The organism is Streptococcus parasanguinis (assembly GCF_032163505.1).
Classification (GTDB): Bacteria; Bacillota; Bacilli; order Lactobacillales; family Streptococcaceae; genus Streptococcus; species Streptococcus parasanguinis_V.
On record NZ_CP134147.1, the window covers coordinates 152501 to 166045 of the forward strand.

Sequence of the window (13545 nt, forward strand, 5' to 3'; positions counted from 1 at the left end):
ATAACAAATCATCTAATTTATCCGCTAATTTTTGTTGCTTGCTTGGATACAAATGAGAGTATGTATCTATTGTTGTAGTTATAGAAGCATGTCCTAATCTTTCTTTTACGACAAGATAATCTTCTCCTTGGTTTATTAGTAGGGAAGCATGTGAATGCCTGAAGTCATGAATTCTTATTTTTTTTAAAGAACTATCTCTTTGTAATATTTTTTTATATTGTTTTTCGATTGAATCCTTAGTTATCGTAATCGGGCTATTTTGAAATATCTGTAGATCATCTAGGTTGGTTGTAAATTCTTTTAATCTTTCATGCTGTGTTTGCCTCCATTCTTCTAGTGTCTCCACTAGTTTGGTGTTCATGATGATTCTTCGGGTTCCAGCTTTTGTCTTTGTACTACTAATGTGTTCTTCACCTTTTTTAACGTATATTGATTTACTTACATGGATTGTATTTGTAGAAAACTCTATGTCCTTCCACGTTAGAGCAAGAGCTTCTCCGAGTCTTAGACCAGTAAAAAATAGAACTGTGAATAGTAATTTTATATTGTATTCATCGTTGCTAAATAGTGTTAAGAAATGCTTAAATTCTTTTACTGTCCAGAAATTTAATTTTACTTTTTCTATGGGTAATTTTTTCAGTAATCCTACGGGATGTTCCTTGTAAAATCCCTTTCTTAATCCAACATCCAGAATTTTCTTTAGTAAAATTATAATTTTATTAATAGTGTTTGGACTTAGCTTCTTTTCTGAGTTTTGAGTATTTTTATCTCTTAGATGTTCTCTGAATTGATAGATATCTTCATAAGTTAATTTAGCTACATCATCAACTTTTTCAAAATAGTTTTTTATATGCCTGTTATAGTTGTTTTCTTGTGTATCTATATAGCTTTGTTTTCTGTTGTTTATTCTATCCTCTTCTTTTAAGAGATCATAAAGGATATCAATTGATATTTTTGAGTTGAAACTTTTTTCTTTAAGTTCGACACTTCGTAAGTATTGTTCGGCCTCCAATGCTTCTTTTTTAGTTTTGAATCCTTTTCTTACAATTCTACGTTGTTTTAGAGATATTGGATTTATACCATTGGAAACATCAACAATCCAAGTTCCGTCTCTACTTTTACGTAAAGCCATAAGCTACGCTTCTTTCTGGAGTTCAATTCCTAATAGTTCTTCTGCGACACTGGCTGGAATTGTACCAATCCTTTTGTTATCGTAGATGTTAAAACCACGATTCACTAATAGTAATTTGCCGGTATGGATAATCTTTCTTGCAGTTCCTGGAGCAAATCCAAGTTCGATAAGGTCATCTTTTGTTACAGTTTTAATCATGTGATCTCCTTTTCTAATTAGATTAAGTAAGGGGAGGATTAACTCCCCTTGTCTGATATTTATTTTTGTTTTACATCTACTAAATGGATAGCATCTGCCTTGTAATACATTGTCGAACTAATCATAGTAGCTTGTAAATTGTCAAATGTAACTGGTACTTCATCCATTGCTTGGATATAGTCATTATCAACCAAGGCATCTGGATTGTCTACTGAGACTTGGGTTGATTTCTTTTTGAATTGTCCATCCTTAATTGTTACATTGTATTTCCAACCAATGATTCTATCGGTATTAAAACGTCTTTCGCTACCATCTCGGTTTTTGATAATTTCTCCGTTTGCATCTGCTCGGACTTCCGTTTCAAATTTTGGAATAACTTCATCCAATTCAAATTTTGTTCCAATGTTATTAAAATTCCAGTCATTTTGTGAAAGCATTTTTGCCATAATTAATTTCTCCTTTTGATATTTTCTTTGATTGTGGGGATCAAATCCTCTCTTTTAAAGAGAATTGCCCTTTCTATTAATCCACTTGCTAAATCTGGTGGATATTCCATATTGTTGAGTGCGAGATAGTTAGATTTCTCATACTCATGCAGTAAGTTATTGTCGTATAGAAATTTATACGCTTTTAGAATAGCTCCAGAACCTTTATAGGTAAACCATTCTAATTTTTGTTCTAGTTCTGTTTTTGGTTTTGAAATAATGATAGAGACAGGTTTTGAGTGACCTAAAAACTTTTCCCAAGATCTCAAGGGTTTTGAGAAGTGACTATCACTATAGAACCTCACTTTTTCTTTGAGATATCCCTTGGTAAAGTTGAGAAGATCTATTTCCGAATGCAACCATTCTTGAATGAAGTAGTGAGCTTTTTCTTTCCTAAGTTCTAACTCAGTTCTTATCCAATTTTCTATATACCGCTTGCTGATACCGAGCTTCTCAGCTCGTTCTAAGCGTTTATCGTAAATTCTAAGTCTTTCATCATCATTGGGTTTTCTCAAATATAAGGTCTGGCCGATTGTTTCATCTCCGTAGGTATTGTAGTAGGTACTTTTTCCATATATAAAGCGTTTCTTCTGACAAATCTTTAGAAGCTGATTAGGAGTGAAATAGGGTGTTTCATTAAAATCATCTATTGCAATATCAATTCGTCTTACTGAAAATTGATTGTAATTGTAGTAGAGGTTGTTCAGAAACTGTCTTTCGGACAGACTATTTGGATCTAATACCATATCTCTATAGAACTCGAGTGCCTGTCCTGACATGACAAGCATGTAGGACGACTCTTTCGCTCCATAGTAGATACGGATATTTCCATAATGAAGCTGGCTATCATAGTTATAGTATTTAAGGCTCCCTATATTCTCAATAAATAGGTCATAGTCAAGAAATAGAATGTCTTCGATTATTTCTCTTGGCGAAAATTCAGTCTTGTCAAACTGAATTTGAATCCAGTCAAATACAGAACGTAAATGTTCATTTTTTGCCATAGATTTTGATTCAACTTTTTGCCTAATTTTGCCACCCTTAAAATCTCCAAAACCCTTGGTAATACTGAATTCTTTCGATGGTACACCTAACTTGCAGAGGGTGGTGTTACTACACACCCTATCGGTCAAAAATGGTCCGTCCGCATCTACGCTCATTTTCGGCTTTCTGCCTCATGGCTCAGCCGAAAACTCGCTATTAGCGGAACCTATTTTTTGACCTCTTGTTAACAAACCCTAGTAAGCCGGTTTGCATCGACTCTTCAATATCTTGGATTTTCTTTTTTAGGTTGGAATTCTCAATTTTTATCAGTCGCATTTCTCGCTTAAATTCCTGTTTTAAGGCGCTCAGTTCATCGTAGAGCTCATCTATTACTTGGTTTAGGGATTCATGTTCATTGTCTGCTAGACTCCCAAATACGGCTTGTATAGCCTCTTTTAGACCTATTTCAAGTTTTAGTTTAGCTAACTTTTGAAATTGTCTAAGGTCTTCGTCTGTAAAATCATAGGCAACTGTATAACTTAATTGATGAGTTCTGGGATTTCTACTGATAGGAACTTTAATTTTCTTAAATTCCTTGCCACTTATCTCTTTAATCAGTTGAATCCAATTTTTAAGAGTAGAGGTAGAGTTTAGGCCAGAAATTTGATTGACTAACTCTTTATTGGTCATCTTTTTGTGAAACCTCCGAAATTTTCTTGTGCAACTGAAGAGTTTTCTGTGGTATAATTGTTACATAATATGTTTTGATCTTGGAACGAACGGCACATTTGTTTCAAGATTTTTTATTTTGTCGAATCCTACCTCCTTTATTAAAATTTTTTAAATCGACTACTAGTTACATACGCTTTTACCTCCTTTTATGCTATAATATTCTCAATGGAATATTCAATCTCAAAATAAATATTCCTTATGGAATAATTCTATTTTATACCGTTTAGAATATTTTGTCAAGCTAAAATATACGAATAAGAATATCTATAGGAGAATTATGTATACAGAGGATTATAAATTTTCAGAGAGGTTAAAAACTCTCAGAAAATCAAAAAAGTTAACTCAAGTACAAATATCGGAATTAATTGGAGTTCAACAAGGGACATATTCTCGGTGGGAGAATGGAACGTTAGAACCAGGATTAGAATTCGTTGTGAAATTAGCAAATATCTTTGGGACTACTACAGATTATTTGCTGGGACAAAAACCTTATTCAATTATCAGTAGTTTACCTCTAGAACAATTAGATCTTACCAATATTGCAAACTTTTCAAAGGATGAGTTTGATATTTTGAAACATTCAATAGCAGTTTCGGTGGCAAGAAATAAAATAAAGGCAACAGAACTAAAAGATAGAGTTATAGAAAAAAATCAGTTGTCAGAAAAAGATGCAGAACTTTTGAATAAGATTTTTGAAGAAGTTAAAACTTATTGGGAAAATTAGGAGGACGCTAGTCTTCAAAATTCCCTCCCAAAATGTGTCCAAAATATTGACAGAATTCTAGCTTTTCATTATAGTTCTTATGGAACTTTTTTTCTACAACAAAATAGGCTCCATAATATCCATAGGGGATTTACCCACTACAAATAGTATAGAGCCGGTTTTATTAATGTCCTGCATTTCCTAATAAGTTAACCATGACAACACCAATGATAATCAAAATTAAACCGATAATGCTATAAACATTTAGTGTTTCTTTGAAAATCATTACTGCGATAGAGGCTGTCAAAACTAAACCGACAGCTGACCATGTTGCATAAGCTATTCCTAAAGGAATTTTTTGCATTGCTAGTGAGAGGAAATAGAAACAAACGCCATAGCTAAGTAGGGCAGAAACGGTTGGAATAGGCTTTGTAAAACCGTCTGATAATTTCAAAAGGTTAGTTCCCAATATCTCTCCTACAATGGCGATAAAAAGATAAAAGTATGACATGTCTTTAACCTCCTATATGTCATGTTTTTGCTCTAAGAGCTATTATAGCTATCCGTTTTTTATAAATCTTGGCACAAGTCATGAGAATTTGTAGTAAAACTGTGGCAGACACTTTTTCAGAACCAATAGCTGATAAGTTTAGTATATCATAAGATAAATTTTAAAAAAAGTCTTGATTTATTTCAATGTCTTGCGTGGTCTCGATTTTACTGGTAAAATTACTTTTAAGAACTTTAAAAAAGAGGTTTCTATATTTGACAAAACAATGACTTGTTGTCCCGAATGTGGGCATCCTTTGGAGAAAAAATTTTTAAAAGATGAGGGAGATATTCCTTATTGTTCACAATGTGCGAGTTTTCGTTTTCCAGTCTTTAATACAGCAATTAGTGCGATTTTATTTAATGAAAAACATGATAAGATTCTCTTGATTAAGCAATATGACATGGCTGAGCATATTTTGCTAGCTGGTTATGTGTCTAATGATATTCACAACCAATTTCTACAATCATTAAAGGCAATTAATTTAGCCTCTCTTATTACGGATATGGGTAATAAAATTGCACAAAACTAGTCCAAAACTCTTTTTAATAAGGAGTATACTTTCTAGCATTTTATAGTTACTAAAAAGTATCTAAACTTTGGAAGTGATACTAAGTTTTAAAAAATATTATGGAAAAAAAGCTTATAAAATCAATATTTCTGAGATTTAAAACTAATAATATTAGACTCAAAATCCAGTGTCCGCAAGGACGTGCCGGTTCGACCCCGGCCGCCGGTATAGATTAAAAAGGAGTTTTACTCCTTTTTTTGTTTATTTTTTTTCTTTTTTGTGATATAATTAACCGGTAAAGTTTCTTTTAATGAATTAGAAGGAGTTAATTTTGTCTGAAGTTGCAAACAAAATCGATCGATTTTTAAATTCTATTTTATTGTTATCAGAAAATCAGCATGAGATTTTAGTTGGTTCTTGTACAAGTGGTGTTTCATTAACCAACACTCAGGAACATATCTTGATGCTGGTTGCTGATGAAGCTCTAACCAATTCTGTCTTAGCTAAGAAATTGAATGTCAGTCAGGCTGCTATCACGAAGGCCGTGAAGCCCTTATTAAGTCAGGGGATGCTGGAGACTTATCGAGATGAAAATGATGCTCGGGTTCTCTATTATCGCTTAACTGAGATTGGTAAGCCAATTGCATTAGAGCATCAGCACCACCATCAGCATACCCTTCACACTTATGAGGATGTTTTGTCGAAGTTTACCAAGAATGAGCAAGGGGTTATTTCGCGGTTTTTAGATTTATTGGAAGAGGAGTTATAGTTTGAGGTATATTACGGTTTCAAATTTATCGTTCTATTATGATCGAGAACCGGTTTTAGAAGGGATCAATTACTACTTAGATAGTGGAGAGTTTGTTACGCTGACTGGTGAGAATGGGGCTGCTAAGTCAACCTTGATTAAGGCTAGCCTTGGCATCTTACAGCCCAAGGTTGGGACTGTTGAGATTTCAAAGACGAATGTTAAGGGAAAGAAGTTAAGGATTGCTTATTTGCCGCAACAAATTGCTAGTTTTAATGCAGGGTTTCCAAGTACGGTCTATGAATTTGTGAAATCAGGTCGGTATCCTCGTAAAGGATGGTTTCGAAAGTTGAATGAGCACGATGAAAAACATATTCTGAAGAGTTTGGAATCTGTTGGGATGCTGGAGTTCAAGGATCGGGCGATTGGTTCTTTGTCTGGTGGTCAGAAACAGCGTGCTGTCATTGCTCGGATGTTTGCTTCAGATCCGGATATCTTTGTTTTAGATGAACCTACGACAGGGATGGATGCGACGACAAAGAGTGATTTTTATGAGTTGATGCATCACAGTGCGCATCACCATCAAAAATCTGTTTTGATGATTACGCATGATCCTGAAGAGGTTAGCCAATTTGCGGATCGGAATATTCATTTGGTTCGTGACCAAAGCTCTCCTTGGAGATGTTTTAATGTCCATGATACTGAAGGGGAGGGTGACCATGCTTGATTTATTCCAGTATGATTTTATGCAACGGGCCTTGTTGGCTATGGTTGCCATGAGTCTTTTTTCTCCTGTATTAGGGATTTTCTTGATTTTAAGACGGCAGAGTCTTATGAGTGATACGCTAAGTCACGTCTCTCTTGCGGGTGTCGCTTTTGGGCTTTTCCTTGGGATCTCTCCAACGCTCTCGACTATGATCATTGTCATTATTGCTGCGGTTTTTCTTGAGTATTTGCGGACCTTATTTAAGGACTTTATGGAGATCGGGACGGCAATTTTAATGTCCACAGGTCTTGCCCTAGCTTTGGTACTGATGCGTGGTGGTGGGAAGAGCTCGATGAGTTTGGATCAATACTTGTTCGGTTCTACCCTAACCATTACGGATGAACAGGTGATTGCCTTGTTTGTGATTGCTTTTGTTGTATTAGTGTTGACGGCCTTATTCTTGCGTCCTATGTATATTTTGACCTTTGATGAAGATACGGCCTTTGTAGATGGCCTTCCGGTCCGGACCATGTCCATTTTATTTAATGTGGTAACGGGGGTTGCTATCGCCTTAATGATTCCTGCAGCAGGATCGTTATTGGTTTCAACCATCATGGTCTTACCGGCTAGTATTGCGCTGAAATTAGGGAAGAACTTCCGTGGGGTCATGCTGATTGCGGTCATCATTGGTTTTATCGGGATGTTTAGTGGGTTGATTTTGTCTTATATTGCAGATACACCAGCGAGTGCCAGCATCACGCTTTTATTTGTGGCACTGTTCTTGCTTGTGAATCTTGGATCACGTTTGAGGAAATAGATATGAACTTTAAAAAATTTGGTTGGTTATTGTTAGTGGCTTTAACACTTGTTTTGACAGCTTGTGGCAAAAGTCAGAGTCAAAATGGGAAATTAAAAGTGATGACCACTTTTTATCCTGTTTATGATTTTACAAAAAATATTGTCGGAGATGAAGGAACGGTAGACCTGCTCATTGGAGCGGGATCAGAGCCTCATGAATATGAATTGTCTGCTAAGGGGCGGGCTATGATTCAAGATTCGGATGTTTTCGTCTATGAAAATGAAAATATGGAAACGTGGGTTCCAAATCTTTTGAAATCAATGAAGGATAAGAAAACCAAAGTGATCGATGCTACCAAGGGCATGGTCTTGCTTCCTGGATTGGAAGAGGAACATGAACACGAAGGGGGCGAAGAACACCATCATGAATATGATCCTCACCTTTGGCTCTCTCCACATCGTGCCATGAAGATGGTAGAGTCGATTCGTGATCAATTGGTGGCAGCTTATCCAGATAAGAAAAAGACGTTTGAGAAAAATGCCCAAGCCTATCTAAAGAAATTACAGGCCTTGGATCAAGCTTATCAGGATGGATTGAAAGATGCGAAACAAAAGAATTTTGTAACCCAACACGCGGCTTTCCGTTACTTGGCCTTGGATTATGGCTTAAACCAGGTGGCCATTTCAGGGATTTCACCTGATAGCGAGCCTTCTGCTGCACGATTGCGTGAATTGACAGAGTATATCAAGAAAAATGAGATCAAGGTCATTTACTTTGAGGAAAATGCTTCTAAGTCCTTGGCGAAAACCTTGTCTTCTGAAGCTGGTGTTGAGTTGGCTGTCTTAAATCCTTTGGAAAGCCTGACGGATCAAGAAATGAAAGATGGCGAAGACTACGTGTCTGTTATGAAGGAGAATCTGAAGGCGCTAGAGAAAACAACGTCACAAGCTGGTAAGGATATTCAACCGGAACATGAGGAAGATGCTAAGACAGTTCAAAAGGGCTATTTCGAGGATAGTCAAGTGAAGGATCGTAGCTTGGAAAATTATGCGGGTGATTGGAAATCAGTTTATCCATACTTGCAAGATGGAACTTTGGATCAGGTCTTTGATTATAAGGCAAAATTAAATCCAACTATGACGGCTGCTGAGTATAAGGAATATTATACCAAGGGTTACCAAACAGATATTGATCGGATTAAGATTGATAAGGATTCAATGGAGTTTTATCAAAAAGGATCTTCTAAGAAATATACCTATAAATACGTAGGTAAGCACATTTTGACTTATAAGAAGGGAAATCGTGGTGTTCGTTATCTCTTTGAAGCGAAAGAGAGCGATGCGGGAGACTTCAAATATGTTCAATTTAGTGACCATGAAATTACTCCGGCAAAGGCAGCTCACTTCCACATTTTCCATGGAGGAAAGAGTCAAGAAGCGCTTTATGATGAGTTAGAAAATTGGCCAACGTATTATCCTTCCAACTTATCTGGTTTAGAAGTGGCACAGGAAATGCTGGCTCATTAAGAGCTGTATCAAAAGAGAGACTAGGACTGATTATCCCGGTCTCTTTTTGATTAAAAATGGGGAGCAAAGCTTGTCAAATGCTTGAAAATACGTTACAATGAAAGGGCTTTAAATTAAAAAATGTATGGGGAATTTTAAATGAAAAAAGTTGGTGCAATTCTTGTGAGTTTTCTCAGTGTGGTCCTGTTGATAGCTTGTTCGCAACAGGGAACGAGCAAAAAATCAACCACTTCCTCTAGTCAAACGACGACCTCTTCTGAAGTCAAAAAGACGGATGCTTCTAGTTCGGAAGTGAAGGAGAAAGAAAAAAAAGAAGAGAAAAAAGAAGTGAAGAAAATGGATCTTGAAGCGATTGCCAATGGAGACTACAGCAGTATTGCTGGTGTCTGGCAAGATGATAAGGGAAACAAGCTGGTCTTTAACGACAAAGGGTTGGTCTCGCAAGAGTTAGAGGGCTATGGAGCTTCTTTGACGGATTACGGAACCGCCTCAGAAGGCATTTATGGTGGGCGTGATGGAGGCTTCTTGTTGGAGTATATTCCTGCAGGAGTGACCATTGGTGATCAGGTCGATGATCAAGGACAAGTCGTCTTTAAGGACACATCAGATGCCTCTAAAAACCGCTTGTGGTCAGGTGTTGGTATCGCTAGTTTTGGGGAACAAGGCTCGATCTACTATCATGTAGGAGATGAATAATGGAAAAACAGAGGCTGGGACAAAAGTCCTAGCCTCTCAATTATTTTTGGATTGTCGAGCAAGACGCAGTGGTTGAGTGGGCTCTACTACGCTGATTTCATCAGCTTTTACAGCCCTACTAAACTGTGCGGAGGTGGGATGACGAAATCGAATTCTAACGAATTACCGATTTCTGTCCCACTCTCTTTTTCTTATGTATGTGGGGGAAGCCAAGAAAGCTCAAATTGGAGCAATTGGGCTTCAAGGAGATCTTGATGGGAAACCTCTTGTTTTTCTTTGCCATCTAATAGGGCTTTTTGGATGAAATAGGCGCCTGCAGTGTGTGAGTTGGCGCAAATCTTGAGCTCTTGCTTGGGAAGATGGAGAAGGACTTCTTTAAAGAGAGGGAGTCCCAGATCATAGATTGGTTTTCCTGGGCAGGTTGGATAGAGCCCAAGGGCTGACCAGATGTACCAAGCAGATAGACTACCATTGTCCTCATCACCTGGATAGGCTTGGAAATTTTGATGGAAAGCTTGGGAACGGATCTGGTGGATCAGGAGATTGGTGTATTCGGGATGAAGGCTGTGACGGAAGAGGTAGGGAATGTGAAAGCTGGGTTGATTGGAGATGGCGATCTGCCCAAATGGGGCTTGGGCCATTTCACTCATTTCGTGGATTTCATAGCCATATCCTCTTACGTCAAATTGAGGTTTTTGATTGGCCAGATCCAGCAGTCGTTGGGTGAAGGCTTTTTTACCGCCCATTAGCTCTATCAGGCCGGAGAAGTCGTGTAAGGCTCCAAAAGTAGCCTGGGTTGCAGAACATTCTGCATAATCTCCTCCCCAGCTGGTAGGAGAGAAGGGTTCTTTAAAGTTTCCATTAGTGGATCGCGCCCTCATGAAGCCCATTTGGGCATCATACAATGTCCGGTAGGAGAGGCTGGAAGCAGCATAGCGAGCGGCTGTTTCTGTATGCCCCAAGTGCTTGGCAACGGTAGCAATGCAAAAATCACTATAAGCATAATCTAGGCTGTGGCTCACACTTTCGTGAAAATCATCGGGTAGGTAGCCAAGGGCCTTGTAGCTTTCATTGCCATGGCGGCCAAAATGTTGAGTGGGGTCTATTTTTTGGGCCGTCTGGAGCATAGCTGTCAGCATGTTTTCATGTAGGTCTGGTGCGATCCCTTTTGTGACAGCATCCGCAAAGACGCCATCGATGAGGGTACCTGGCATCATTCCTCGTTCATCTGGGGCCAACCATTTTGGTAGAAAACCAGTATCCTTGTAAGTATTTAAAAATCCTTCGAGAAAGTGACGGTAGTAATCGGGGTAGACAAGACTAAAGAGCGGAAAAGAGGTCCGAAAGAGGTCCCAAAAACCGACATTCGTATAAGCTTTTCCTGGTTTGATTTCATTATGAGTAACATCCAGGTGCCAGTCATTTCCCTCGGTATCTGTTTCATAAAAGGTTTGAGGGAAAAGGAGGAGTCGGTACAGGCAATGGTCGAAAAAGGCTTGGTCACGCCCTCCAGCATCTTTTACTTCAATTCGTTTTAGCAGCTGATTCCATTGATCGGCTGCTTCTTTTTTAGCTTCCTCTAGGGAAAGGTGGGGAAGATGACTGTGAGCCATGTCTTGGGACAGATAAGAAGTTCCTAATTGGACGGTCACTTCCTTGCTAGCAAAGGTCAGAAAAAGATCTTGATCGATGTGAGTGACGTTCTCAATCGGCTGGCTAAATTGCCACTGGAGATAGAAAGAGTAGGAAGTATCTGCGGTATGGGCCTGATCCAGAATGTGGAAGTGGCAGGTTTGGTCTGTCAGAGTCAAGTCCTCTAGTTCCTTTGCTGCATGAAAGCAGAGAGTCAGCTTTTCTGGTGCTCGAAAGCGCATGACAGCCCCGTAGCGGCTTGGAACCAGCTCGCTTTGAATCTGATAACGTTCCGAAAAAATCCGAAGGTAGTGGGGCTGGAAAATAGCTTCTTTCATCGAATAACTGCTTTGGCGACGGAAGAGGTCGGAACTTGCAATATCTCCTGTGATGGGCGTGATGAGGCACCAAGCGTAGTCTCCTATCCAAGGACTAGGCTGGTGGGTGAGACGAAATCCCTGAAAAATAGGGAGATTGGGGTTGAAAAACCAAGCCCCTTGTTCGTGTGTCGTCTGAGGAAGGAAGTAGTTCATCCCAAAAGGGACTCCTGTATAAGGGAGGGTGTTTCCGTGGGAATAGTGAGGATGATTATCGCTTCCCCAGCGGGTATCGATGGTTTGGCAATGTGTGCGCATCTTGTCTCCTTTTTCTTCATCAACCTTAAATGATCTGTGTTTTTCTTGGAACACGCGGTGGTATTTTCTTCATTGTATCAAAGTGTTGTCAAATATGATAGCGTTTTTATCAAATGGAAAATTTAGTAGAAAAAGGGCTATAGTTTGCGTATGTATTTCCCTTTTGAAATCTTTTATACTGAATAGGAAAGAATCGATACGTGTGAGGAAAATAAATGACCTATTCAAAAGAAATTGTGCGAGAATGGTTGGATCAAGTGGCTGAGCGAGCTAAGGAGTACCCTGAGTGGGTGGATGTCTTTGAACGTTGTTATACAGACACTTTGGACAATACAGTTGAAATTTTAGAAGATGGTTCAACCTTTGTGTTAACAGGGGACATCCCAGCTATGTGGTTGCGTGACTCGACGGCTCAATTGAGGCCCTATCTTCATGTGGCAAAAAGAGACCCTCGTTTGCGTCAGACCATTGCTGGTTTGGTCAAACGCCAGATGACCTTGATTCTCAAAGATCCCTATGCCAACTCTTTTAATATTGAGGAGAACTGGAAAGGCCATCACGAGACTGACCATACAGATCTCAATGGCTGGATTTGGGAGCGCAAGTATGAGGTGGATTCGCTGTGCTATCCCTTGCAGTTGGCTTACCTCCTTTGGAAGGAAACTGGTGAGACTAGCCAATTTGATGAAACCTTTATCACTGCGACCAAGGAAATCCTTCATCTCTGGGCAGTGGAACAAGACCACAAGAACTCCCCTTATCGCTTCGTTCGGGATACAGATCGTAAGGAAGATACGCTGGTAAATGACGGCTTTGGTCCTGACTTTGCTGTGACAGGGATGACCTGGTCAGCCTTTCGTCCAAGTGATGACTGCTGTCAGTATAGTTACTTGATTCCGTCCAATATGTTCGCAGTCGTTGTCTTGGGTTATGTCCAAGAAATCTTTGCAGCATTGAATCTAGTTGATAGTGAGAGTGTCATTGCAGATGCCAAACGCCTCCAAGCGGAGATTCAAGAAGGGATCGAAAACTACGCCTACACTACTAACAGTAAGGGCGAGAAGATCTATGCCTTTGAGGTAGACGGTTTGGGAAATGCTAGCATCATGGATGATCCAAACGTGCCAAGCTTGTTGGCAGCTCCTTATCTTGGCTACTGCGCGATCGACGATGAGGTCTACCAAGCTACTCGTCGGACGATTTTGAGCCCTGAAAATCCATACTTCTATGAAGGGAAGTACGCAAGCGGACTCGGAAGTTCTCATACCTTCTATCGCTATATCTGGCCGATTGCTTTATCCATCCAAGGATTGACAACGACAGATAAAGCTGAGAAGAAATTCTTGCTGGATCAGTTGGTTGCCTGCGATGGTGGAACAGGTGTCATGCACGAAAGTTTCCACGTGGATGATCCAACCAAATATTCGCGTGAATGGTTCTCTTGGGCCAACATGATGTTCTGTGAATTGGTCTTGGATTACTTGGATATTCGCTAATGAGCTGTCGCT

General features: G+C 39.1%; 15 protein-coding genes (1 of these 15 running past the window's edge). 8 read left to right on the top strand and 7 right to left on the bottom strand.

Annotated features, from left to right (window positions below; genetic code table 11):
- The 5 genes in view from RIN70_RS00950 to RIN70_RS00970 are tightly spaced (at most 59 nt apart) and all read right to left on the bottom strand, a layout consistent with a single transcriptional unit that may run on beyond the window.
- On the bottom strand, window positions 1-1132 hold the 5' portion of the coding sequence (locus tag RIN70_RS00950) for a tyrosine-type recombinase/integrase (protein ID WP_009732034.1). Its footprint begins 2 nt before the window's first position; 1132 of the gene's 1134 nt are visible here — the first part of the coding sequence; the start codon lies at window positions 1130-1132; the stop codon is cut by the window's left edge — 1 of its three bases falls inside, at window position 1.
- A 3-nt stretch (window positions 1133-1135) separates the two neighbouring features.
- Entirely contained in the window at window positions 1136-1330 is a 195-nt protein-coding gene (locus RIN70_RS00955; RefSeq protein ID WP_000598356.1) for a DUF3173 domain-containing protein, read from the bottom strand.
- 59 nt (window positions 1331-1389) lie between these two features.
- Window positions 1390-1776 (bottom strand): hypothetical protein, encoded by a 387-nt coding sequence (locus RIN70_RS00960; protein ID WP_009732035.1) that lies wholly within the window; start codon window positions 1774-1776, stop codon window positions 1390-1392.
- Window positions 1777-1778: 2 nt separating this feature from the next.
- The gene (locus RIN70_RS00965; protein ID WP_101770932.1) at window positions 1779-2975 is read right to left on the bottom strand and encodes a replication initiation factor domain-containing protein; all 1197 of its coding nucleotides are present in this window, start codon (window positions 2973-2975) and stop codon (window positions 1779-1781) included.
- Window positions 2976-3015: 40 nt separating this feature from the next.
- The gene (locus RIN70_RS00970) at window positions 3016-3489 is read right to left on the bottom strand and encodes a hypothetical protein (RefSeq protein ID WP_313790615.1); all 474 of its coding nucleotides are present in this window, start codon (window positions 3487-3489) and stop codon (window positions 3016-3018) included.
- Between the two features lie 319 nt (window positions 3490-3808).
- Between RIN70_RS00970 and RIN70_RS00975 the strand changes: the two genes are divergently transcribed.
- Complete coding sequence (locus RIN70_RS00975; RefSeq protein WP_000287814.1) at window positions 3809-4255, top strand: helix-turn-helix transcriptional regulator; 447 nt, start codon at window positions 3809-3811, stop codon at window positions 4253-4255.
- A gap of 163 nt (window positions 4256-4418) precedes the next feature.
- Here the strand turns inward: RIN70_RS00975 and RIN70_RS00980 are convergent, their stop codons facing one another.
- Complete coding sequence (locus tag RIN70_RS00980) at window positions 4419-4745, bottom strand: DMT family transporter (RefSeq protein WP_009732038.1); 327 nt, start codon at window positions 4743-4745, stop codon at window positions 4419-4421.
- Window positions 4746-4935: 190 nt separating this feature from the next.
- Here RIN70_RS00980 and RIN70_RS00985 point away from each other — a divergent pair, with 190 nt between their 5' ends.
- The 6 genes from RIN70_RS00985 (at window position 4936) to RIN70_RS01010 (ending at window position 9770) form a co-directional block, all read left to right on the top strand.
- Window positions 4936-5316 (top strand): NAD(+) diphosphatase, encoded by a 381-nt coding sequence (locus RIN70_RS00985; protein ID WP_223346196.1) that lies wholly within the window; start codon window positions 4936-4938, stop codon window positions 5314-5316.
- A 310-nt stretch (window positions 5317-5626) separates the two neighbouring features.
- Window positions 5627-6064, top strand: a complete 438-nt coding sequence (locus RIN70_RS00990; protein WP_003004547.1) for a zinc-dependent MarR family transcriptional regulator — start codon at window positions 5627-5629, stop codon at window positions 6062-6064.
- 1 nt (window position 6065) lies between these two features.
- Window positions 6066-6770: a metal ABC transporter ATP-binding protein gene (locus RIN70_RS00995; protein WP_118397159.1), complete on the top strand. Its 705-nt coding sequence runs from the start codon at window positions 6066-6068 to the stop codon at window positions 6768-6770.
- Window positions 6763-7566: a metal ABC transporter permease gene (locus RIN70_RS01000; RefSeq protein WP_003009676.1), complete on the top strand. Its 804-nt coding sequence runs from the start codon at window positions 6763-6765 to the stop codon at window positions 7564-7566. The genes RIN70_RS00995 and RIN70_RS01000 overlap by 8 nt, the downstream gene beginning before the upstream one ends.
- 2 nt (window positions 7567-7568) lie before the next feature.
- Window positions 7569-9074 (top strand): zinc ABC transporter substrate-binding protein AdcA, encoded by a 1506-nt coding sequence (locus RIN70_RS01005; protein ID WP_254732980.1) that lies wholly within the window; start codon window positions 7569-7571, stop codon window positions 9072-9074.
- Window positions 9075-9212: 138 nt separating this feature from the next.
- Window positions 9213-9770 carry a DUF6287 domain-containing protein gene (locus tag RIN70_RS01010; protein WP_195423814.1) on the top strand — a complete coding sequence of 186 codons (558 nt, stop codon included), beginning with the start codon at window positions 9213-9215 and terminating at the stop codon, window positions 9768-9770.
- Window positions 9771-9961: 191 nt separating this feature from the next.
- On the opposite strand, the gene RIN70_RS01015 is transcribed toward RIN70_RS01010, so the two are convergent.
- The gene (locus RIN70_RS01015; RefSeq protein ID WP_195423816.1) at window positions 9962-12037 is read right to left on the bottom strand and encodes a GH92 family glycosyl hydrolase; all 2076 of its coding nucleotides are present in this window, start codon (window positions 12035-12037) and stop codon (window positions 9962-9964) included.
- A gap of 215 nt (window positions 12038-12252) precedes the next feature.
- Here RIN70_RS01015 and RIN70_RS01020 point away from each other — a divergent pair, with 215 nt between their 5' ends.
- Complete coding sequence (locus tag RIN70_RS01020; RefSeq protein WP_155124976.1) at window positions 12253-13533, top strand: glycoside hydrolase family 125 protein; 1281 nt, start codon at window positions 12253-12255, stop codon at window positions 13531-13533.
- Window positions 13534-13545 lie beyond the last annotated feature (12 nt).

Excerpts from the sequence above, each read along its gene's own strand:
- RIN70_RS00955 (WP_000598356.1), bottom strand. The coding sequence starts at position 1,330 with ATGATTAAAACTGTAACAAAAGATGACCTTATCGAACTTGGATTTGCT.
- RIN70_RS00960 (WP_009732035.1), bottom strand. The coding sequence starts at position 1,776 with ATGGCAAAAATGCTTTCACAAAATGACTGGAATTTTAATAACATTGGA.
- RIN70_RS00965 (WP_101770932.1), bottom strand. The coding sequence starts at position 2,975 with ATGAGCGTAGATGCGGACGGACCATTTTTGACCGATAGGGTGTGTAGT.
- RIN70_RS00970 (WP_313790615.1), bottom strand. The coding sequence starts at position 3,489 with ATGACCAATAAAGAGTTAGTCAATCAAATTTCTGGCCTAAACTCTACC.
- RIN70_RS00975 (WP_000287814.1), top strand. The coding sequence starts at position 3,809 with ATGTATACAGAGGATTATAAATTTTCAGAGAGGTTAAAAACTCTCAGA.
- RIN70_RS00980 (WP_009732038.1), bottom strand. The coding sequence starts at position 4,745 with ATGTCATACTTTTATCTTTTTATCGCCATTGTAGGAGAGATATTGGGA.
- RIN70_RS01000 (WP_003009676.1), top strand. The coding sequence starts at position 6,763 with ATGCTTGATTTATTCCAGTATGATTTTATGCAACGGGCCTTGTTGGCT.
- RIN70_RS01005 (WP_254732980.1), top strand. The coding sequence starts at position 7,569 with ATGAACTTTAAAAAATTTGGTTGGTTATTGTTAGTGGCTTTAACACTT.
- RIN70_RS01010 (WP_195423814.1), top strand. The coding sequence starts at position 9,213 with ATGAAAAAAGTTGGTGCAATTCTTGTGAGTTTTCTCAGTGTGGTCCTG.
- RIN70_RS01015 (WP_195423816.1), bottom strand. The coding sequence starts at position 12,037 with ATGCGCACACATTGCCAAACCATCGATACCCGCTGGGGAAGCGATAAT.
- RIN70_RS01020 (WP_155124976.1), top strand. The coding sequence starts at position 12,253 with ATGACCTATTCAAAAGAAATTGTGCGAGAATGGTTGGATCAAGTGGCT.